The 20191-nt window shown below is 64.2% G+C and carries 20 protein-coding genes; 15 read left to right on the top strand and 5 right to left on the bottom strand.

Features of this window, described 5'->3' with window-relative positions; all coding sequences use genetic code 11:
- Positions 1-682: MFS transporter (locus EN749_RS11135; RefSeq protein WP_145990900.1), on the top strand; the 682-nt coding region annotated here is incomplete at its 5' end.
- 9 nt (positions 683-691) lie between these two features.
- Here EN749_RS11135 and EN749_RS11130 read toward each other — a convergent pair.
- Positions 692-1543 carry a mechanosensitive ion channel domain-containing protein gene (locus EN749_RS11130; protein WP_127808982.1) on the bottom strand — a complete coding sequence of 284 codons (852 nt, stop codon included), beginning with the start codon at positions 1541-1543 and terminating at the stop codon, positions 692-694.
- A gap of 242 nt (positions 1544-1785) precedes the next feature.
- Between EN749_RS11130 and rsfS the strand changes: the two genes are divergently transcribed.
- The 10 genes from rsfS (at position 1786) to EN749_RS11080 (ending at position 11254) form a co-directional block, all read left to right on the top strand.
- Positions 1786-2163, top strand: a complete 378-nt coding sequence (gene rsfS / locus EN749_RS11125) for a ribosome silencing factor (RefSeq protein ID WP_013529073.1) — start codon at positions 1786-1788, stop codon at positions 2161-2163.
- A gap of 27 nt (positions 2164-2190) precedes the next feature.
- A complete protein-coding gene (rlmH, locus tag EN749_RS11120; RefSeq protein WP_128363144.1) occupies positions 2191-2673 on the top strand; it encodes a 23S rRNA (pseudouridine(1915)-N(3))-methyltransferase RlmH in 483 nt (160 codons plus the stop codon).
- A gap of 124 nt (positions 2674-2797) precedes the next feature.
- A complete protein-coding gene (locus EN749_RS11115) occupies positions 2798-4135 on the top strand; it encodes a murein hydrolase activator EnvC (protein ID WP_127808983.1) in 1338 nt (445 codons plus the stop codon).
- The gene (locus tag EN749_RS11110) at positions 4136-5467 is read left to right on the top strand and encodes a S41 family peptidase (RefSeq protein WP_024502881.1); all 1332 of its coding nucleotides are present in this window, start codon (positions 4136-4138) and stop codon (positions 5465-5467) included.
- Positions 5468-5678: 211 nt separating this feature from the next.
- Positions 5679-6857: a divergent polysaccharide deacetylase family protein gene (locus tag EN749_RS11105; RefSeq protein ID WP_128363143.1), complete on the top strand. Its 1179-nt coding sequence runs from the start codon at positions 5679-5681 to the stop codon at positions 6855-6857.
- A 30-nt stretch (positions 6858-6887) separates the two neighbouring features.
- Positions 6888-7409 carry an RNA pyrophosphohydrolase gene (locus tag EN749_RS11100; RefSeq protein ID WP_027037245.1) on the top strand — a complete coding sequence of 174 codons (522 nt, stop codon included), beginning with the start codon at positions 6888-6890 and terminating at the stop codon, positions 7407-7409.
- Between the two features lie 76 nt (positions 7410-7485).
- Positions 7486-8625 carry an alanine racemase gene (gene alr / locus EN749_RS11095; protein ID WP_128363142.1) on the top strand — a complete coding sequence of 380 codons (1140 nt, stop codon included), beginning with the start codon at positions 7486-7488 and terminating at the stop codon, positions 8623-8625.
- Positions 8626-8898: 273 nt separating this feature from the next.
- Positions 8899-9321: a nucleoside diphosphate kinase regulator gene (rnk, locus tag EN749_RS11090; RefSeq protein ID WP_128363141.1), complete on the top strand. Its 423-nt coding sequence runs from the start codon at positions 8899-8901 to the stop codon at positions 9319-9321.
- A 2-nt stretch (positions 9322-9323) separates the two neighbouring features.
- Positions 9324-9878, top strand: a complete 555-nt coding sequence (locus EN749_RS11085) for a nucleoside-diphosphate kinase (RefSeq protein WP_128363140.1) — start codon at positions 9324-9326, stop codon at positions 9876-9878.
- A 119-nt stretch (positions 9879-9997) separates the two neighbouring features.
- Positions 9998-11254 (top strand): D-amino acid dehydrogenase, encoded by a 1257-nt coding sequence (locus EN749_RS11080; protein WP_024502886.1) that lies wholly within the window; start codon positions 9998-10000, stop codon positions 11252-11254.
- A gap of 4 nt (positions 11255-11258) precedes the next feature.
- On the opposite strand, the gene EN749_RS11075 is transcribed toward EN749_RS11080, so the two are convergent.
- The 3 genes from EN749_RS11075 to EN749_RS11065 all read right to left on the bottom strand — a co-directional run bounded on the left by EN749_RS11075 (position 11259) and on the right by EN749_RS11065 (position 14955).
- Positions 11259-13415 carry a phosphatidylserine/phosphatidylglycerophosphate/cardiolipin synthase family protein gene (locus tag EN749_RS11075; protein ID WP_128363139.1) on the bottom strand — a complete coding sequence of 719 codons (2157 nt, stop codon included), beginning with the start codon at positions 13413-13415 and terminating at the stop codon, positions 11259-11261.
- Positions 13412-13855, bottom strand: coding sequence for a hypothetical protein (locus EN749_RS11070; protein ID WP_128363138.1), 444 nt, complete (start codon positions 13853-13855; stop codon positions 13412-13414). The genes EN749_RS11075 and EN749_RS11070 overlap by 4 nt, the downstream gene beginning before the upstream one ends.
- Positions 13856-14073: 218 nt before the next feature.
- Positions 14074-14955, bottom strand: coding sequence for a LysR family transcriptional regulator (locus tag EN749_RS11065; protein ID WP_127395921.1), 882 nt, complete (start codon positions 14953-14955; stop codon positions 14074-14076).
- A gap of 215 nt (positions 14956-15170) precedes the next feature.
- Between EN749_RS11065 and EN749_RS11060 the strand changes: the two genes are divergently transcribed.
- The gene (locus EN749_RS11060; protein WP_127808988.1) at positions 15171-16667 is read left to right on the top strand and encodes a CoA-acylating methylmalonate-semialdehyde dehydrogenase; all 1497 of its coding nucleotides are present in this window, start codon (positions 15171-15173) and stop codon (positions 16665-16667) included.
- A gap of 315 nt (positions 16668-16982) precedes the next feature.
- Positions 16983-17282: a hypothetical protein gene (locus tag EN749_RS11055; RefSeq protein WP_127808989.1), complete on the top strand. Its 300-nt coding sequence runs from the start codon at positions 16983-16985 to the stop codon at positions 17280-17282.
- 54 nt (positions 17283-17336) lie between these two features.
- Here EN749_RS11055 and EN749_RS11050 read toward each other — a convergent pair whose 3' ends face one another.
- On the bottom strand, positions 17337-17987 hold the full coding sequence (locus EN749_RS11050) for a GntR family transcriptional regulator (RefSeq protein WP_236383238.1): 651 nt from the start codon (positions 17985-17987) through the stop codon (positions 17337-17339).
- 111 nt (positions 17988-18098) lie between these two features.
- Between EN749_RS11050 and EN749_RS11045 the strand changes: the two genes are divergently transcribed.
- Both EN749_RS11045 and EN749_RS11040 read left to right on the top strand, forming a co-directional pair.
- Complete coding sequence (locus tag EN749_RS11045) at positions 18099-18992, top strand: dihydrodipicolinate synthase family protein (protein WP_128363137.1); 894 nt, start codon at positions 18099-18101, stop codon at positions 18990-18992.
- A gap of 45 nt (positions 18993-19037) precedes the next feature.
- The coding region (locus EN749_RS11040; protein WP_189367460.1) for an FAD-dependent oxidoreductase at positions 19038-20191 on the top strand (1154 nt) is incomplete at its 3' end.

Raw genomic sequence — 20191 nt, 5'->3', positions numbered from 1 at the left:
GCAGGCGGCCTCGGTGGCGCTGCGCCGCGCCTGGCGGGTTTCACCGGTCGGCGTCGCCGGCATGCTTGCGGTCGGCGGCCTGTCAATGTCGATTGCGGGCTTCGCGCCGATCCACGCCACGGCCAAGGGCTACAGCCAGGCCGATGTGGCGCTGCTGCTTTCGGCGATGCCTCTTGGCACGCTGATCCTGCAGATCCCGCTTGGCTGGATTTCCGACCGAACCGACCGCCGCTATGTGCTGATCGCCGCATCCGCGCTTGCCATGGTCGCCGGCGTATTTGCGCTCGGGTACGATGGCGGCGCGTTGGCTGCGTTGGTTGTGATCTATATCGTGTGGGACGGCGCCTCGGAATCGATCTATTCGCTGGCCAGCGCACATGCCGCCGACCGCGCCGGCAAGGATGACATGGTGGCGCTGTCCAGTTCGCTTTTGTTTGCCTGGTCGCTGTCGGGTTTCGTCGTGCCCGGCATAGTGACGGCGCTTTCGGCCGTCTTTGGAACGCAGGCTTTCATCTATGTGGCTGTTCTCATCGCCGCAGCCTTCTGCCTGTTCGTGCTCTTGCGTGTGTTCACGACGCGTGCGGTCCCGGTCGGTGAAACCGGCAGTTTCGCACCGATGACGGCGCAGGCGCCTTTGCCGGTCGAACTTGCCTTCGCACCGGACGATGAGGGCCGGCACTGAGCCAACCGATTATTGCCGGCGGGCTTCGGGTTGGGGCGCTTCCGGCGGCGGCAGCGGGATCGATATGCCTTTGCTATCGAATTCCTGTTTGGCGCGCTTGGTGAGATCGGTCTGGGTGGCGAAGAAGTCCGCCGACGATGTCCAATAGCGCAAGGCAATCGAAACAGTGCTGTCGCCCAATGTCGAGACGAAAGCGATCGGTGCCGGCTCACGCTTGATCCTCCGCTCGGCCGCGGCAATGGCAAGCAAGGTTTTCTGCGCCCTGTCGATGTCGTTCCAGGAGCCGATGCTGAGCGTGATGTCGCTGCGGCGCACGCCGTTGCGCGAGAAGTTGCGCACCGGCTGGTTCCACAACGTCGAGTTGGGCGCCAGGATGTAGACGCCGTCGGCGGTCCTGAGCTTGGTCGCGAACAGACCGATTTCCTCGATCGTGCCGGCGATCGAACCGACCTCGACGGATTCGCCGATGCGGAACGGCCGCAGCGCCAGAAGCATGATGCCGGCGGCGATGTTCTGCAGCGTGCCTTGCAACGCCAGGCCGATGGCGAGGCCAATGGCACCGATCGCGGCAATGATCGAGGCCGTCTGCACGCCGAACTGGCCGAGCACCATGATGGTGACGAGGATCAGGATGGCGTAGCGGACGATCTTGGAGAAGAAATGCCGCAACGTGGCATCGAAACCATGGATATGGCCGAGACCGGCGAAGATCGAACGTTCGGCAAGACCGGCGACGATGTAGCCGACAATCAAGAGGATGACGGCACCGACGGCCGAGAAGGAGTACGAAACAATCAGCGTGCTCAGTTGGGCGAGGCCAGCCTGGACGCTGAGAAAGGCGTTTTGCGGGTCGATCGGCATGGGGGGAATCCGGTTGGTCGGTGAGCCGATAACCCATGCGGGCGGTGAGGGTTCCGATCTTTTCCGGCGTGCAGCGGAACCACAGCAGCGACAATACGTTCGTGCGAGGCAGGGTCCCGTCTTGAAACTGTCAGGGAACTCTGCCTATCTAAGTGGTGTCACCTGCTTCAAGGGGTGATTTGGTTGTTCTTGCTGCGAAAGGAAATACACTGAGAACAGCACTGCGGAAGAAGGCCGATATCATGCCTTCGCCGGCCAGGATCAGCGTAGACGACGCCGTGTCCCGCGCCATCAAGACAGTCCTTGCCAGTCTGGAAGACTCCAAGGCCGAAAACATTGTCTCCATCGACATCCAGGGGAAATCGAGCCTCGGCGACTACATGGTCGTCGCTTCGGGCCGATCGCACCGTCATGTCGCGGCTGTCGCCGATCATCTTCTCAAAGCGATCAAGGATGCCGGTCTCGGCACCGCGCGCGTTGAGGGGCTGTCCGGCGCCGACTGGGTCCTGATCGATTCTGGTGACATCATCGTCCATGTCTTCCGCCCCGAAGTCCGCGAATTCTACAATCTCGAAAAGATGTGGCAGGCGCCGGACCTCGAGGAAGAAACGCTCCACTAAGTCGTTCGCGCGGCTTACAAGGCGAGGATGAAGATATCAGTTCATGCCGTGGGCCGGATGAAAGCCGGCCCCGAAAAGCTGCTTGCCGACCGCTATTTCGAGCGCTTCGCCAAGAGCGGCCCGGCCGTGGGGCTTGAATTTGGCGGCATTGCCGAGATTGCCGAGGGGCGCAGCCAGACCGCCAACGAGCGCCGGCGTGAGGAAGGCCAGAAACTGCAGACGCAGTTGCAGCCCGGCACCGCTTTGATCCTGCTGGACGAACGCGGCAAAGGCTTTTCCTCGGAAGATTTCGCCGGGCGCCTCGGCCTGTTGCGTGACGGTGGCCGCAAGGCGCTGGTCATCGCCATCGGCGGCGCCGACGGTCACGATCAGTCGCTGCGCGACCAGGCCGAACTGGTGATGTCGTTCGGATTGTTGACATGGCCGCATCAGCTGGTGCGCGTGATGCTGGGAGAGCAGCTTTATCGGGCGGCCACCATCCTTTCGGGACATCCCTATCATCGCTCGTGAACCGGTGAATTGGTGCAGTACACCCGGATTTCCGCCCCAATGCCGAGGCAAGATTGCATCGAGTGGGCGGTTTCGAACATGGTTGATTGTTCGTTAACGAAGCCACGCATAGAGTCGGGCTTCAATGTCTGAAGACAGAAAATCAAGAACGGGCTCATGGCGCGCGCGCTGCGGCATCGCGGTGGCGGTGCTTGTGCTGTCGCTGCATGCGGGGCGGGCGGAAAACACGCTCGACATGGCTCCCGATCCGGATCAGAGCCGGGCCGAATATGAACGGGTCTCGAAGGAGATCACGCTGTCGTCGGAACGATTGGCCAAACTCTCCGCCGATATCGCGACGATCAAGAAGGATCACGCCTCGATCACCGCCGCATTGATCCAGTCGGCGATGACCGAGCAGAAGCTCGGCCAGGACATCGAGGACATCGGCGCCCGGCTGGAAGGACTGAAGGGCCAGGAACAGAAGATCCGCGCCTCGCTGATGGCGCGGCGCGACGTTCTGGCCGAAGTGCTGGGCGCGCTGCAGCGCATGGGCCTCAACCCGCCGCCGGCGATCCTGGTCAAGCCCGAGGACGCGCTGTCGTCGGTGCGCAGCGCCATCCTGCTCGGCGCGGTGGTGCCGGAACTGCGCCAGCAGACCGATAGCCTGCTTGCCGATCTCAAGGAACAGACCAGGATCACGGCGTCGATCGAGGCCGAACGGGCGCGGCTGACGGCGGCGGTCGGCGACCAGACGGCGGAAAAGAAGCGGCTCGGCATGCTGCTGGAGGCCAAGCAGAAGCTCGAAGCCGACACGCAGACGCAAATGGCCGCCGAAAAGCAGCGATCCGAAGCGCTGGCGGCCAAGGCCGGCAGCCTGAAGGAGTTGATCGCGTCGCTCGAAGCGCAGGCCGACAAGAGCCGCAAGGCTGCCGATGCTGCCAAGGCCGCCGAGCAGAAGACGGCAGGCGGCGACAACACATCGGCGCCGGCGGAACTGGCGTCGCTGCCCGTTCCGGAAAGCAACCAACTTGCCGCCGCGGTGCCCTTTTCGGCCCTGCAGGGACAGATCGCGCTGCCGGTGACCGGCCGTATCAAGCGGCGGTTCGGCGCCGATGACGGTAACGGCGCGGTGATGCTTGGCGACATGGTTGCGACACAATCGGGAGCCATCGTTACCGCGCCGGCGGATGGAAATGTGCTTTATGCGGGGCCGTTTCGCTCTTATGGTCAACTCTTGATCCTGAACGCAGGCGACGGCTATCATGTCGTTTTGGCGGGGATGAGCAGAATCAGCGTCGCGACCGGTCAATCAGTGCTTGCAGGAGAGCCGATCGGTGCGATGGGAGAGGCCCGGGTGGCGAGCACCTCGGTTTCGAAGAATGGAAATGCCACGCCGGAACTCTATGTCGAGTTCCGCAAGGATGGAAAACCCGTCGATCCGGCCCCATGGTGGGCGGACCGTTTTTCTGGAAGGACGTGAATAATGCGGAAACTGTCGCTTCTGTTTGCCGGTGCGCTGATGGGCGCGTCCGCCATGAGCCTGGTCTATGGCGCGCCCGGCTCGGCGGCGAACGCTGCAGGGTCGGAGACCTACAAGCAACTGGCGATCTTCGGCGATATCTTCGAGCGGGTGCGGGCACAGTATGTGACACCGCCCGACGACAAGTCGCTGGTCGAGAATGCCATCAACGGCATGCTGGCCTCGCTTGACCCGCACTCCTCCTACATGAATGCCGAGCAGGCGCAGGATATGCGCGTCCAGACCAAGGGCGAGTTCGGCGGCCTCGGCATCGAGGTCACCATGGAGAACGATCTGGTCAAGGTGATCACGCCGATCGACGATACGCCGGCCGCCAAGGCAGGCGTGCTGGCCGGCGACTATATCGCCAAGATCGACGGCGAAGAGGTTCGCGGCCTGACCCTCAACGATGCGGTCGACAAGATGCGCGGCCTGGTCAACACGCCGATCAAGCTGACCATCCTGCGCCAGGGCGCCGACAAGCCGATCGAACTGACGGTCGTGCGCGACATCATCAAGGTCAAGGCGGTCAAGTTCCGGGTCGAGAACGACATCGGCTACATGAAGATCACCTCCTTCACCGAAAAGACCTATGACGACCTCGAGAACGCCATCGACACCATCAAGAAGCAGATTCCCGACGACAAGCTGAAGGGCTACGTTCTGGATCTCCGCCTCAATCCAGGTGGCCTGCTCGACCAGGCGGTGAGCGTGTCCGATGCCTTCCTCAACCGCGGCGAGATCGTCTCGACGCGCGGCCGCGACCCCAAGGACGTCACCCGCTTCGACGCCAAGCCCAAGCAGGTCGACGACATCAACGGCAAGCCGATGATCGTCCTGGTCAATGGCGGTTCGGCCAGTGCGTCGGAAATCGTCGCCGGCGCGCTGCAGGACCTGCGCCGTGTCACGGTGGTCGGCACGCAGTCCTTCGGCAAGGGTTCGGTGCAGACCATCATTCCGCTCGGCGAGAATGGTGCGCTCAGGCTGACGACGGCGCTCTATTACACGCCGTCCGGCAAGTCGATCCAGGGCAAGGGCATCACGCCCGACATCAAGGTCGAACAGCCGCTGCCGCCGGAACTGCAGGGCAGGGATCTGACACGTGGCGAATCCGATCTCAAGGGCCATATCAAGGGCGCCGACGAGAGCACGACGGGTTCGGGCTCGGCCGCCTATGTGCCGCCGGATCCGAAAGACGATCTGCAGCTCATCTATGCCGAGCAGCTGCTGCGTGGCCAGAAGACCGATCCGTCCTTCCCGCCCAATCCGCAAAAGGCGGTTCTCAACCAGTAAGGATCTGGAGCGGCGCACGCGCCGCTCCATCTTTCTGTTTGAGCCTGATGGAAGCAATGCGATGCTGCCGGGACCGAAAGGTTCCGGCAGTTTGATTCGGGGGGCGAGGCAAACCCCCAAGACATGGCGCGGGGTGCGCCGGGACTGACGAATTCGCGCATGTCTTTTCGAAGCGGCTTCGCCTTCGGAGCCATGCGCCCGGGGATTAGGCTTGGCTGATATCGGCAAGGACATCGAACGCCCGCTCGGACAGGCAGTCCGGTCGCCGCGCGCCGCCGGCAAGATCAGCGGCGGTGCGGTCATGGCGACAGTGGCCGTACTGGCGGTGGCAGGCGTCTCCGGCGCGATCGCGCTCAGGGAAAAGCCGTTTAGAAAGCCGCAAGAGGTTGCCGTTTCAACGCCGAAAGTGACCGCGGCGGCCGAACCTGCCGCCGCGCCGTCCGCATTGGCACCAGCAGTACCGAAGCCGGAGGCGCCGGCCAGATCAGGTGGGCCGCAGATCATCCATGTGCAGACGGAGGAGGGCGATGGGCCGCCCAAGGCAGCGATCGTCATTCGCGATCCGTCGACCATCGGCCAGAACCTGAAGATCGCGCATATTCCAGACAAGGCGCTGATCGAGGCCAGCGAGACCGGGCCGTTGCCGGTGCGCGCCGCCGATGGCAGGCGGCCGTTCGACGTCTATGCGCGGCCCTGGTCGGGCGGGCGCGGCGCACGCGTGGCGATCGTCATCGGCGGGCTTTCGGTTTCGCAGACCGGCACCCAGGCGGCCATCGCCAAGCTGCCGGCGGAAGTGACGCTGGCTTTCGCGCCGCAAGGCAACAGCATCGGCCGCTGGATGCAGGCAGCCAGGCAGAGCGGCCACGAGATCGTCATGCAGGTGCCGCTCGAACCGTTCGATTATCCGAAGGTAAATCCGGGACGCAACACGCTGACGGTGGCGGCGAGCGCGGATGAGAACCTGAAGAGCCTGCACTGGGCGCTGTCGCGGACGACCAACTATACCGGCGTCATGAACTATATGGGCGCCCGCTTTTCCGCCGATCCCGCGGCGATGGAGCCGTTCATGGCCGAGCTCGGCAAACGCGGCCTCGCCTATATCGATGACGGCTCGTCGGCGCGCAGCCTGGCGCCGGACCTGGCGCTGAAGGACGGCGTGCCCTTTGTCGCCGGCGACATGGCGATAGATGCCGTGCAGGATCGCGGCGAAATCCTGAAGAAGCTCGACAGTCTGGAGGCGACCGCGCGGGCCAAAGGCACTGCCGTCGGCATCGGTTCGGCCTTCGACCTAACGGTCGATACCGTGTCGTCCTGGGTGGTCGAGGCCAAGAAGCGCGGCATCGAGATCGTGCCGATTTCAGCGGTGGCTATAGATCCGCAAAAAGGCTAGCCATCGGAAGACGGCTGGAAAGACTGACTGATGCCAAAGACAAAAAAAATCGACCGCGAAAAATTGCCTTATCGTCCCTGTGTCGGGCTGATGATCCTCAACGCCGATGGCATGGTCTGGGTCGGGCATCGCATCGCCGAACCGGACAGCGAATTCGCCGGCACGACACAGCTCTGGCAGATGCCGCAGGGCGGCATCGACGACGGCGAGGAGCCGTTGCAAGCGGCCGAGCGTGAACTCTATGAGGAGACCGGCATGCGGGGCGTCTCGCTGCTGGCCGAGGCGCCGGACTGGATCAACTATGATTTGCCGGACCACCTCGTCGGCATCGCCTTCAAGGGCCGGTATCGCGGCCAGACGCAGAAATGGTTCGCCTTTCGCTTCCACGGCGATGTCAGCGAGATCCAGATCAATCCGCCGCCGGGCGGCCACACCGCCGAGTTCGACAAATGGGCATGGCGGCCTATGCGGGACCTTCCCGACCTGATCGTGCCGTTCAAGCGCCATGTCTATGAGGACGTGGTGGCGGCGTTCCGGCATCTGGTGCAATAGCGCTATACAACAACCGCGGTTGCCGCGCCGGCTCGGCGGTCCTATTGATGTCTCCACTACCACGCGAAGGGTCGCCATGAACGACGCCCCCCAAAAGTCGCCGCCAGAAGAGGTCACCACCACAAGCGAAGTGGCGGCTGGGGCCATCCTCACCATCGATCTCGGTGCAATCCGTGAAAACTACCGGCGGCTGAAAGCGCGGTTGGGCGATGTTGCCTGCGCAGGTGTGCTCAAGGCCGACGGCTACGGCGTGGGCGCCGGCCAGGTCGCAGCGGCGCTGCTGCGCGAAGGCTGCGATATCTTCTTCGTTGCGCTTCTGGGCGAAGGCGTCGCCCTGCGCCGCTCGCTTGGTCCGGGCCCTGCCATTTTCGTGTTGAACGGCATTCCCCCCGGTGCCGAGCCGGACGCCGTGGCAGCAAACCTTTGCGCTGTTATAAACAGCCCTGAGCAACTGGCGGCTTGGCGTGTGGCGGCTCGCCGCGCCGGCCGAAAACTGCCGGCCGCGATCCAGGTCGACAGCGGCATGTCGCGGCTCGGCATGGCGCCGACGGACGTCGAGGCAGTGGCGGACGATATCAGCGCTTTCGACGGTATCGATATCAGATATGTGATGAGCCATCTGGCTTGCGCCGACGAGCCGGAGCATCCGGCCAATGAACGGCAGCGGCTGGCGTTCGAGCGGCTGCGCGCAATGCTGCCGGCGACGCCAGCCTCGCTCGCCAATTCGTCCGGCATCTTTCTCGGGCCATCCTTTCACTACGATCTCGCCCGCCCCGGTGCCGCCCTCTACGGTATCAATCCGACGCCGGCCAAGCCCAATCCGATGCTGCCGGTGGTGCGGCTTCAGGCAAAGGTGGCACAGACGCGCAGCGTCGAAAAAGGCGCCGGCGTCGGCTATGGCCACACCTATCATGCGCAAGGCCCGCTCAGGCTGGCGACGATTTCGTTCGGCTACGCGGATGGCTGGCAACGCCGCGCCGCGTCGGCTGCGTGGTTCGAGGGCACGCGCCTGCCTTTCCTCGGGCGGGTGTCGATGGATTCGATCATTCTCGACATTTCCGCCCTGCCGGCCGGCAGGCTGCGCGAGGGTGATCTCGTCGAACTGCTCGGTCCCTCGCAAAGCGTCGATGACGCCGCCGGCCATGCCGGCACCATCGGCTACGAGATCCTGACCAGCCTCGGCCCGCGCTTCCATCGGCGCTATGTCGGCGGTTGAGCGGTTTGGCCGCGCTTGACAAGCGGACGCCTGTCGGCAAGGCTCCTTGCATGAGCAACCCAGCTTATATCAGAACCTTGTTCAGGGTCTGCCCGATCGCGGGATCGTAGCCCCGGCGCGGCCGCCTTTTGGCGTCCGTCCGAACCGGGGCATTTCTACCTGACATCATCATTCCCGAGCCAGACAGCTTCGCGGCTGCCGGCTTTCATCAAGCCACCGTTTGTGCGGCGGCAGGCGCGCGTCTGTTCGATGCGCCAACTCATGAGGTTTGCCATGCAACATGCAACAGGATTGCGTCCACCGAGCCGGCTTCTGGTCAGCGATGCCGACCACCACAGGCTGACGGGCCTGGCGCGGGCGTCGCTCGACCGCGTGCCCGAGACGGCCGAAGAACTGCTTTCGGAGATGGACCGTGCCTTCGTGACGGCAGCGGCTTCCATGCCGGCCAACGTGGTGCGCATGGGTTCGACGGTGACAATCCGCAACGATGGCGGCCACACTCAGCGCATCACGCTGGTCTATCCCGGCGAAGCAGACATCAGTGAAAACAGGATCTCGGTGCTGACGCCGATGGGGACGGCGCTTATCGGCGCGTCGATCGGGCAGACAGTGTGCTGGAGCAGCCGTGGCGGCCGGGAACTGTCGGCGACCATCGAAGCGGCCGATGCGCCGGCCTGCGGGCGGGAAGGGTCCTGATCATGGAGACGGCGATGACAGGCGCGAATTTCCGGCTGACGACGAAGGACTTCGCCGTCCTCGATATGATGTTGGAGCGTCGGCGGGCTTTCGCGGATCCCATTGTTCCAATGCTTGAAGAGAAGCTTTCCAAAGCCGAGGTCGTCGCGATCGATTCGGTCGGATCCGATATCGTGACGCTGAACAGCAGACTGGTGTTTCGTGTCGATGCCGGCCCTGCCCAGACCCGGACCTTGGTGCAGAACGAGGTGCGCGGTCCGGTCGGCTCCAGCCTGTCGATCATGACAAGGCGGGGGCTTTGCATGCTCGGAATGGCCGAGGGTCAGACTGCATGGATCGAACACGCCGACGGCAGGCGGGAGTCGGTCCTGATTGCAACCGTGCTCTACCAGCCGGAGGCCGCGCGGCGTGCCGTCAGGAAGAAATCCCAAGACGAGGCGCGACGGCCGCGTAGGCTCACCCTCGTCCACAGCGCCGCAGCCGATTGGCGGCCCCTTGGCGAAAGGGCCGGAATGCGGCAGACAGGGGATGACGACCCCGGTCCCACGGCGGCGTGAACAGGCAACACTGCACGATCCCGAAAGTCGGCATCGATTTTCGCAGGGGATCGTGCGCAAATCGGAAATGCGGCCGCGTCCAGGCGTCCTCAAGGACGTGCGGCGGCAAGGAGTGAACGATGAAGATCATGGTGCTGGGCGGCGGCGTCATCGGAGTGACCACGGCGTACTTTCTTGCCGAGGCCGGCCACGAGGTGACGGTTCTCGACCGCCAGAAAGGCCCGGCGCTGGAAACCAGCTTCGCTAATGCCGGCGAGATTTCGCCCGGCTACGCCTCGCCCTGGGCCGGACCCGGCATTCCGCTGAAGGCGATCAAATGGCTGCTGATGAAGCATGGCCCGCTGGTGGTGCGGCCGGCCTTCGACCCGCACATGTGGACATGGCTGATCAAGATGCTGCGCAACTGCACGGCCGAGCGCTATGCGATCAACAAGGCGCGCATGGTGCCGCTCGCCGAATACAGCCGCGACACGCTGAAGGCGCTGCGCGAAGCGACCGGCATCGCCTATGACGAGCGCACCCAGGGCACGCTGCAGCTGTTCCGCACGCAAAAGCAGCTCGACGGCACCGGCGGCGATGTCGAGGTGCTGAAGAAGTATGGCGTGCCTTACGAGATCCTCGACCAGGACGGCTGCATCGCGGCTGAGCCTGGCCTTGCCGGGGTGCGCGAAAAGTTCGTCGGCGGCCTCAGGCTGCCACACGACGAGACCGGCGACTGCAAGATGTTCACCGACAGGCTGGCCGAACTCTGTGTGGCCCGCGGCGTCAAGTTCGAATACGACGTGACGATCTGGCGCGTCATCCGCAGCCGCAACCGCATCGCCAATCTCAGCACCAGCAAAGGCTGGAAGACCGCCGACGCCTATGTGATGGCGCTGGGCAGTTATTCGGCGGGTTTCATGCGCCGGGTGAAGCGGCCGATCCCGGTCTATCCGGTCAAGGGCTATTCGATCACCGTGCCGATCAAGGACGCCGCGGCGGCACCGGTGTCAACGGTGATGGACGAGACCTACAAGGTGGCGATTACCCGGCTCGGCGACCGCATCCGGGTTGGCGGCACGGCCGAGATTTCCGGTTTCGACCTCAGGCTGCACGAATCGCGGCGGCGCACGCTGGAACACTCGGTCGGCGATCTCTTTCCGGGCGCCGGCGCGATGCGGGACGCGACGTTCTGGTGCGGGCTGCGGCCGATGACGCCGGATGGTCCGCCGCTGATCGGCCGCACCGAGCTCTCCAATCTCTATCTCAACACCGGCCACGGCACGCTCGGCTGGACCATGGCCTGCGGCTCGGGCAAGGTGCTGGCCGACATCATCTCCAGCCGGGTGCCTGACATCGACGTCCGCGACCTCGCGCAGGAGCGCTATCTGCGGTAGAGGGTCAGAACGCCTGCCGGACCCAGTCCTCGTCGAAAAGCAGCCGGTAGGCCCACGGGATCGTCACATTGGTGGCGACCGGATTGGAGTGGGCGACATAGTCGTCATAGATCGGCTTCATCCTGGTGTAGAAGGCCGGATCGAGCACCATCATGCCGTTCTCACTGTCGTGGAAGAAGCTGCGGTTGTTGAGATTGACCGACGAGATGGCGACCAACCTTTCGTCGATCATCATGATCTTGGAATGCAGCACCACGTCAGGCGCCTTGAATTCGCGGATGTTGATGCGGTCGCCATATTTCTCGACGAACAGCTTGTTGAGCGCGGTGAGAAACTTGCCGCCGATATCGCCCTTGAGATCGATGCGGCCGACAATGTCGATCCTGACGCCGCGGGCGAGCGCCCGGTCAACAGCCTGGGCAAGCTTGGGCGTCAGGTTGAGGTAGGGATTGACGATCTGGATATGGTGCTGGGCAGCGTCGACCAGTTCGACGAAATAGTCCTCCAGCGCATGGCCGTCCTCGTAGGGCACCGAAATGAAGTGTCGTGCCGTGCCTGACGGGCGGGCGCCGTCGGACCGGACCGGAATGGAGACGGGGCGCGCCAGATTGGTGTCGGCGTCGCGCAGCCACACTGTCGAAAGATGCGCGGCCAGCGTCTCGACCGTGGCCGGATCGGCGAACTCGATGTCGAAGTCGCTCCAGTTCGAATAGTAGTTCAGCGAGAACCCGTCGGTCTTGCCGTATTGCTCAAGGTCTGGATAGCGCGACAGATCGATCGGCTGGTGGAACAGGAAGCCGTCATGGATGTTGCGGCCGCCGATGATGGCACGCGACCGCCGTGGATCGTCGGCAAGCGTCGCCAGCATCTTGACGTGATGGACCTTGTGCAGTTGTGAAATCTGCTCGTCGATCGGCGCACCATGGTCCGCCCGCCAGCGATATTCCTGCAATTCGACATTGGGGAATTCGGCCGCCAGCCGATGCAGCAGGGCGTCGTCCTTGTCGCGCTCCAGCACGTCGGTGACCATGATGCGCACCTTGGTGCCGAGGGCTGCATGGTGGCGGATCAGCCGTTCGATGATACGGCCGGAGAAGTCGGCCTTGAACTCCAGCGACGACAGGTAGATCAGCTTCAGCCTTGGTGCCCTGGAGAAATCGAGCGGCAGCTCCGGGTCGCCCTTGTCGATGGCGCTGTCGGACAGCGGCGCTCCCATCAGAGCCTCGACCTTGGCGTTGAACCCGTCGCGCGACTTGCGCAGCAGGCGCGGCTTTCCGATCGGCAAGGCACAGGTCTGCGACAGCCAGCGGCTGGCATAGAAGGCGCGGCTGAGAGGATCGAGGCCGGTTGGGTCTGGCGTCGGGCAACGCTCGTAGCGACTGTCGAAGGCGGCGAGAGCCGGATCGACGCTCTCTTCGCGCTGGATGGTGAGCGGCGCGCCTCCCGGGGCAAGGCTGGAGCGGATCTTTGCCGTGCAGCGGTTCAGGCTGTCACTTGGAAACAGGCTGACCGTGTCGTCCTCGCCGGCCAGGTGAAAGCGGAATGCCGTGCCCGTGGCGATGGTGCGTGAACCGGCGCCGGCACGGATCGCCAGCGTGCCGTCGCAGGTGCCCTCGATGTCGGCCGGTTTCTTGCCGGCCTGGCGCAGCACGATCTCGACGCTGCGTGCCTGCAGGCCGGAGAAATCGAAGACCCTGGGCACTGAGGGCCGCGCCGCCGCATCGATGTAGAGCGTCTGCCGCGACACCCGCCAGCGTCCATCGAAATGGCCCTCGCCGCTGCTGGCGCCGGCCGGCGGCAGGTGCGTTTCGGTAACCGGCCCGGCCAGTTGCTGCAGTGTCCGGTAGGTCGCCTGGAAATCGCTGTTGCGGATCTCATGGCGGTCGTGACCGAAAGGGCCGGTGCCGTTGGCGCGGTCCATGGCGCCGAGCTGGTGATGGGCGAGCAGCGCCAGGAACCGTTTTTCGTAGTCGTTCGTACCGGCGTCACCGAAAAACTGCGCGGCGGCGATCCGCGGCCCAGCTGTCTCGGCGGAGAGCGCGGGTCGTGCGCAAGCGCTCTGGCCTTGCAGGAGATCGCAGGCATTGCGGCCAGCGCCGGCACAGCCGGCAAGGACGGCCAGCCCGAACAGAACGATGGCGATGGATGCGCGACCCTTCACCCGGCGACTCCGGCCTTCAGGGCGCTCAATTGCGCGGGATCGCGCGGCGGCATGAAGCCCTGCGGGAAGACCTTGCAGACGGGAATGGCGAAGGTGGCGATCAACAGTTCGGCCTCGCCGCGCATTTTGCGTGGCGCTGTCTTGTCGTCGCGGATCGCTTTCGCCGAGGCGACCAGGGTGCCGTCGCAGTCGCAATGGTTGTGGCGGGCGATGTAGCAGGCATCATGCGCCTGGCAGGCCGCATCGAGGCGGTCGGCCGGCCGGGCCGAGAGGTCGCCGGTGCGGGTGCCGGGGCCGCAATAATTGCCGAAGACGAAAGGCGAAGGCCGCGCCATGGCGTAGCGGATCGGCTTGGGCAGTTCGGCTCCCGGGACCTTCGTCCACGGATTGGCGCAAGCCGAAACGAAAAGCAGCGGCAGGATGGCAAGAACGGCTCGCATGTCTATCCGCGCCAGCTTTCTGAAAGTGTCCCTGCGCGCGGCGTCCGCCCACAGCCGACGACCGCACGCCTGATGCCACACTGGCCGGTTTTGTGGCAAGGAAAAGGCGGCACGGCTACAGCGCATCGCGTTTGATCGGATTCATGCGATGCGCTTTAGCGTCTTTGTTTTATGCATGTCGTTCTCTCAAAACCGAGATCATTTTTGGGCGACATGCATCAGACAAACAGGTTTCGCTCCCGCTCCACCACCTTGGTGATGAAGCTGGCGACGATCTGGACGCGGCGCAGCGGCCTGACCGATTCGTGATAGACCAGCCAGTAGGCACGGCGGATCGGCGCGACCACATCGACGGATACCAATTCCGGCATCGAGCGGGCGACGAAGGTGTGCAGGATGCCGATGCCGGCGCCCGAGCGCACCGCCTCGGCCTGGCCGAGCGCCGAGGAGATGGCGAAGCTGGTGCGCCAGTCCGTGCTGAATTCGCCCGCATAGTCGAGCGAGGGACTGACGATGAGGTCGGGTACGTAGCCGATGAGCGTGTGCTGGCCGAGCTCGGCGGCGGTTTTGGGCAAGCCATGCGCCTCGACATAGGCGCGCGAGGCAAACAGGCCGAGCGAGTAGTCGACCAGCTTTCCTGCCACCAGCCGGCCTTCGGTCGGCCGCTCGACGGTGATGGCGATGTCGGCCTCGCGACGCGACAGGGAGAAGGAGCGCGGCACCGGCACAAGCTGGATCGTCAGCTCGCGGTGCAGGGCGGTTAGTTCGCCAAGGCGCTTGGCCAGGAAGGCGACACCAAAACCGTCGGGCGCACCGATGCGCACCGTGCCGGAAACGTCGTCGCCTTCGCCTGAAATGGTCGAGCGCGCGGCGATCATGTCGCCCTCCATGCGCTCGGCAATGTCGAGAAAACGCTCGCCGGCGGGCGTCAGCTCGCTGCCGGTGGTCAAGCGGCGAAACAGCTTTGTCCGCAACGCTTCCTCGAGTGCGGCGATGCGGCGTGAGACGGTGGCGTGGTTGAGCTCCAGCCGTTTGGCGGCGCCAAGGATCTGGCCTGCGCGCGCCACGGCGAGGAAGATGCGGACGTCATCCCAGTTCATGGGGAGGGTCCAGATGACAATTATCGACGCTGCGTTCTGTGGTGGAACTCAATCTCTCAATCCGCACGGCAGCAATTGCATCCCACCATTTGCGGGAATTGATGCTCGCTCGTCAATCGTTATCTATTCTCCGCACAACGGTTGCGTTCTCCGTCGCGTTGCCATCCGCCGGCCAAAGGCGGACAATGCAGCATCACAAACAAGGGAGAGAAATCATGATCGACTATGGTCATTTCATTGGCGGCAAGCATGTCGCCGGGACCAGCGGCCGCAAGCAGGATGTCATGCAGCCGATGGACGGCTCCGTGCGCGGCACGGTGGCGTTGGCCTCGCAGGCGGAACTGCGCGCGGCGGTCGAGAATGCCAAGGCAGCGCAGCCGAAATGGGCCGCGACCAACCCGCAGCGCCGCGTACGCGTGCTGATGAAGTTTCTCGAACTGGTCGCGCGCGACTATGACGAACTGGCCGACATCCTGGCGCGCGAGCACGGCAAGACGATCGCCGACGCCAAGGGCGACATCCAGCGCGGCCTCGAAGTGGTCGAGGTCTGCATCGGCGCACCGCACATGATGAAGGGCGAATTCACCGACGGCGCCGGCCCCGGCATCGACGTCTATTCGATGCGCCAGCCGCTCGGCGTGGTCGCCGGCATCACGCCGTTCAACTTCCCGGCGATGATCCCGCTGTGGAAGATCGCGCCGGCCATCGCCTGCGGCAACGCCTTCATCCTGAAACCGTCGGAACGCGATCCGGGCGTGCCGATGCGCATCGCCGAACTGTTCCTCGAAGCCGGCCTGCCGGCGGGCATCCTCAATGTCGTCAATGGCGACAAGGATGTCGTCGACGCCATCCTCGACGATCCCGACATCAAGGCCATCGGCTTTGTCGGCTCGACGCCGATCGCCCATTACATCTATTCGCGCGGCACAGCCGCCGGCAAACGCGTGCAGTGCTTCGGCGGTGCCAAGAACCACATGATCATCATGCCTGATGCCGACATGGACCAGACCGTCGATGCGCTGATCGGCGCCGGCTACGGCTCGGCCGGCGAGCGCTGCATGGCGATCTCGGTCGCCGTCCCGGTCGGCAACGATACCGCCAACCGGCTGATGGAAAAGCTGATCCCGCGCGTCGAGAGCCTGAAGGTCGGTCCTTCGACGGACTCTTCCGCCGATTTCGGCCCGCTGGTGACGGCGCAGGCATTGGAACGGGTTAAGGGCTACGTGGATACCGGCGTCAAGGAAGGCGCCAAGCTGGTCGTCGACGGCCGCAGCTTCTCCATGCAGGGCTATGAAGACGGCTACTATATGGGTGGCTGCCTGTTCGACAACGTCACCGCGGACATGCGTATCTACAAGGAAGAGATCTTTGGGCCGGTGCTCTCTGTTGTGCGCGCCCCGACCTATGAGAGCGCGATCAAGCTCGCCAACGATCACGAGATGGGCAATGGCGTCGCCATCTTCACCCGTGACGGCGATGCCGCGCGCGACTTTGCAAGCCGTGTCCAGGTCGGCATGGTGGGCATCAACGTGCCGATCCCGGTGCCGATCGCCTACTACACGTTCGGCGGCTGGAAGGCATCTTCGTTCGGCGATCTCAACCAGCACGGCCCGGACGCGTTCCGCTTCTATACCAAGACCAAGACGGTGACCTCGCGCTGGCCGTCCGGCATCAAGGATGGTGCCGAATTCGTCATTCCGACGATGAATTGACCGGACGATTTCTTGGTTGCGCGTCCTCGCCTTCGGCTGCGGTCGCGCGGGCGGCATCAAGGACGGTGCTGAATTCGTCATCCCGACGATGAACTGACCGGACAACAAATTGATTTGGATTCAAGGCCCGGGCGCTCGCGCCCGGGCGTTTTTTTGCAATCCGGTGGCGACCCTATCCGCTTGAACGCTAATGTGATGGAACCAAGTAGGCATCTGCCGTCTTGGTCTGCAGTCCTGCCGCAAGGAGGTACGGCAGATCAAGCAACGGCGCTGGCGACAGCTTCGGGGACATCGTCTGGCGCAAGGAGGTGTCAGATGACCCGTCTTGTGGCAACGCTATTTTTCGCGGCAATTTTTGCGTGTCCCGCCGTCCCGGCGCTGGCGGAGCAATGCGCGGCCCGTGCGGATATGATCAAAGCGCTCGGGGAAAAATTCCACGAAAGTGAGGCGGCGCGCGGCCTGGTCAACCCGAGCCTGATTCTTGAGATATTCGTCTCCGACCGGGGCACCTGGACAATTCTTGCCACCGACACGCGTGGTCAGAGTTGCGTCATCACGGCGGGCGAAGGCTGGGACGGTTCGTTGATGGCGGCGGCTGCCTTGCCAGGGACTTGACCCGAGTTTCGAGGAAGCGCCGGCGACGAAAGCGCACCGGATATAAAAGGACGTTCAGCGCGTGGCGGCCGTCTCGGCGTGGCCGCGCAGCAGCGCCATCAGGCGTTTGGCATCCTTGGCCGCGGCCTCCTCGTCGCCGGCAAGGATCGAGCGGATCAGCGCGACATGGTGCTCGGCGGATTCGGCAAGGCCGGTCTCGGCCTTGTAGCGGAACCAGAAGCGGCGGCTATGGGTCTGCAAGGGGGCGGCCAGACGGGCGGCGAAGGGATTGTCGGCAGCCAGCGCCAGCGCTTCGTCGAGTGCCTTGTCGGCCTGGATGAAGGCAAGCACATTACCCGAGATCACCGCCTTCTGCATGGCAAGCGCTGCTTCGTGAAACAGGTCGGCGGCTTCGCGGGTGACGAAGCGGGCGGCCGAGCGGGCGAGCACCACCTCGACGCCGCGACGCGCATCGAGGACGCGCAACCAGTCGCCGGGATGGAGCGGGGCGATGGCGATGCCGGCGCGCGGCCTGACGTCGAGCAGCCCTTCCCATGCCAGCCGCTGGATCGCTTCGCGCACCGGTGTCCTGCCAAGCCCGAGCCTGTCGATCAGAGCGCCCTCGGTGACGAAGCTTGCCGGGGCCAGTTCGAGCGTGACGATCATGTGCTCGAGCACATGGTAGGCCCTGGTCGCGGCCGGCTCTGCCGGGAGGCTTGCTGCCATGGATATCAAATGCGCTCTCCTGATATATCTTGAATATATCATAACGGAATCCGCATTGACAGCGGGTTTGTTAATAGATATACCACTGATATATCAGATGGAGAGATGATCATGTGGACCGGAGTTTTTCCTGCCGTCACGACCAAATTCACCGCGGATGATCGTCTCGATCATGTCGAGATGGAGCGCTGCTTCAGCCTGCAGATGGAGGCCGGCTGCGACGGCATCATCGTCTGCGGGTCGCTCGGCGAGGGGCCGATGCTGTCGCCCGACGAGAAGATCGAGGTGCTGAAGACCGCACAGAAGGTCGCCGGCAAGAAGCCGGTGCTGCTGACCGTCAACGAGGCCGGCACACGCGAGGCGGCCAGCATCGCCAAGCGCGCGAGCCGGGAAGGCGCCAATGGCCTCATGGTCGTGCCGAGCCCGATCTACCACACCAATGCGGAAGAGACGGTCGCGGCGCTGCGCGCGGTCGCGCAGGCGGGCGACCTGCCGGTCATGATCTACTCCAACCGGCTTGCCTACCGCGTCGACGTCACCGTCGACCAGATGGAGGAGCTAGCGTCGGACAAGCGCTTTGTCGCGATCAAGGAATCCTCCGACGACATCCGTCGTTCGACCGAGATCATCAATCGCCTGGGTACTCGCTACGACCTGTTCACCGGCGTCGACAATCTGGCCTTCGAGGCGCTGTCGGTTGGCGCCATCGGCTGGGTGGCGGGACTGGTCACAGCCTTCCCGCGCGAGACCGTCGCCATCTTCCAGCTGATGAAGCAGGGCCGCCGCGAGGAGGCTCTCGCCATCTACCGCTGGTTCCGGCCGCTGCTCGATCTCGATGTCTCGACCTATCTGGTCCAAAACATCAAGCTTGCCGAAGTGTTCGCGATCAACACAAATGACCGCGTTCGCATGCCGCGGCAGCCGCTGTCTGGCGAGCGCCGCAAGGCTGTCGAGAAGATCGTCAAGGATGCGCTCGCGGTTCGGCCGAAGCTGCCGACATTTTGATGGCTTTCTTCTCCCCGTTCACGGGGAGAAGATGGCGGCGGCCAGATGAGGGGCAGCGCCTACGTGTCAGGAAATTCCAAGTCGACAGAAGCGGCGCGCCGCCCCTCATCCGCCCTTCGGGCACCTTCTCCCCGTGAACGGGGAGAAGGCTTGGACATCGCCATCATCGGTGGCGGCATCATCGGCATCTGTGCCGCTGCGTCTCTCGCCGAGGCCGGACGCAGGGTCACCGTCTTCGACCGCACCGGCATTTGCGAGGAGACGAGCTCCGGCAACGCCGCCGCCTTCGCCTTCTCCGACGTGCTGCCGCTGGCACACAAGGGCATGATGCGGCAGCTGCCGAAATGGCTGGCCGATCCGCTTGGCCCGCTCAGCATTCCGCCCGTCTATCTGCCGAAGCTTCTGCCCTGGCTGATCCGCTTCTGGCGCGCCGGTGCGCCGGGAAAATACGAGGCGAGCCTTGCTGCTCAGGCGGGCATGATGAAGCTCGCCCAGGCGGAGTGGATGGGCCTGCTCGATCGCTCCGGCACGCGATCGATGTTGCGCGAGGATGGCTCGCTCGAGCTCTATGAAAGCGAAGCCGAGTTCCAGGCCGGGCTGCCCGGCTGGGCGGCGCGTGAGCGTTTCGGCATCGGTTTCCGCCATGTCGAGGGCGAGGAACTGGCCGCCTTGCAGCCGGGGCTGTCGCCGCGCTTCATCAAAGGCACGTTCGTGCCGGGATGGAAGACGGTCGCCGACCCGAAACTGCTGGGCAAGGCGGTGTGGGCCTACGCACAAAGCAAGGGTGCCCGCTTTGAGATGGCTCGGATCGGCCAAGTCGCGGCGGATCAGGATGGTGCGACGCTGACATTGGCAGACGGCACGACCAGACAGGCGCGACACCTCGTCGTCGCAGCAGGCGCATGGTCTCATCTGCTGGCGAAGCAACTCGGCGATCGCATTCCGCTGGAGACCGAGCGCGGCTACAACACCACGTTGCCGACGAGTGCCTTCGACGTGAAGCGGATGCTGATCTTCTCCGGCCATGGCTTCGTCGTCACGCCGCTCGCAACGGGCCTGCGTGTCGGTGGCGCCGTCGAACTCGGCGGCATCGAGCGGCGGCCCAATTATGCCAGGTCTAAGGCGCTGCTGCAGAAGGCGCAGAAATTCCTGCCGGGGCTCGATCCCTCGGGCGGGCGCGAATGGATGGGGTTCCGCCC

The sequence above is a fragment of the Mesorhizobium sp. M7A.F.Ca.ET.027.02.1.1 genome, from assembly GCF_004022985.1.
In the GTDB taxonomy this organism is placed as follows: domain Bacteria; phylum Pseudomonadota; class Alphaproteobacteria; order Rhizobiales; family Rhizobiaceae; genus Mesorhizobium.
The sequence above is the reverse complement of the archived record's forward strand: the minus strand, read 5'-3'. Positions and strand labels throughout refer to the sequence as shown.

Bases quoted from the DNA above. Each gene is read 5' to 3' on its own strand.
- EN749_RS11130 (WP_127808982.1), bottom strand. From the start codon at position 1,543: ATGCCGATCGACCCGCAAAACGCCTTTCTCAGCGTCCAGGCTGGCCTC.
- rsfS (WP_013529073.1), top strand. From the start codon at position 1,786: ATGCCTTCGCCGGCCAGGATCAGCGTAGACGACGCCGTGTCCCGCGCC.
- rlmH (WP_128363144.1), top strand. From the start codon at position 2,191: ATGAAGATATCAGTTCATGCCGTGGGCCGGATGAAAGCCGGCCCCGAA.
- EN749_RS11115 (WP_127808983.1), top strand. From the start codon at position 2,798: ATGTCTGAAGACAGAAAATCAAGAACGGGCTCATGGCGCGCGCGCTGC.
- EN749_RS11100 (WP_027037245.1), top strand. From the start codon at position 6,888: ATGCCAAAGACAAAAAAAATCGACCGCGAAAAATTGCCTTATCGTCCC.
- alr (WP_128363142.1), top strand. From the start codon at position 7,486: ATGAACGACGCCCCCCAAAAGTCGCCGCCAGAAGAGGTCACCACCACA.
- rnk (WP_128363141.1), top strand. From the start codon at position 8,899: ATGCAACATGCAACAGGATTGCGTCCACCGAGCCGGCTTCTGGTCAGC.
- EN749_RS11085 (WP_128363140.1), top strand. From the start codon at position 9,324: ATGGAGACGGCGATGACAGGCGCGAATTTCCGGCTGACGACGAAGGAC.
- EN749_RS11080 (WP_024502886.1), top strand. From the start codon at position 9,998: ATGAAGATCATGGTGCTGGGCGGCGGCGTCATCGGAGTGACCACGGCG.
- EN749_RS11070 (WP_128363138.1), bottom strand. From the start codon at position 13,855: ATGCGAGCCGTTCTTGCCATCCTGCCGCTGCTTTTCGTTTCGGCTTGC.
- EN749_RS11065 (WP_127395921.1), bottom strand. From the start codon at position 14,955: ATGAACTGGGATGACGTCCGCATCTTCCTCGCCGTGGCGCGCGCAGGC.
- EN749_RS11060 (WP_127808988.1), top strand. From the start codon at position 15,171: ATGATCGACTATGGTCATTTCATTGGCGGCAAGCATGTCGCCGGGACC.
- EN749_RS11055 (WP_127808989.1), top strand. From the start codon at position 16,983: ATGACCCGTCTTGTGGCAACGCTATTTTTCGCGGCAATTTTTGCGTGT.
- EN749_RS11050 (WP_236383238.1), bottom strand. From the start codon at position 17,987: ATGGCAGCAAGCCTCCCGGCAGAGCCGGCCGCGACCAGGGCCTACCAT.
- EN749_RS11045 (WP_128363137.1), top strand. From the start codon at position 18,099: ATGTGGACCGGAGTTTTTCCTGCCGTCACGACCAAATTCACCGCGGAT.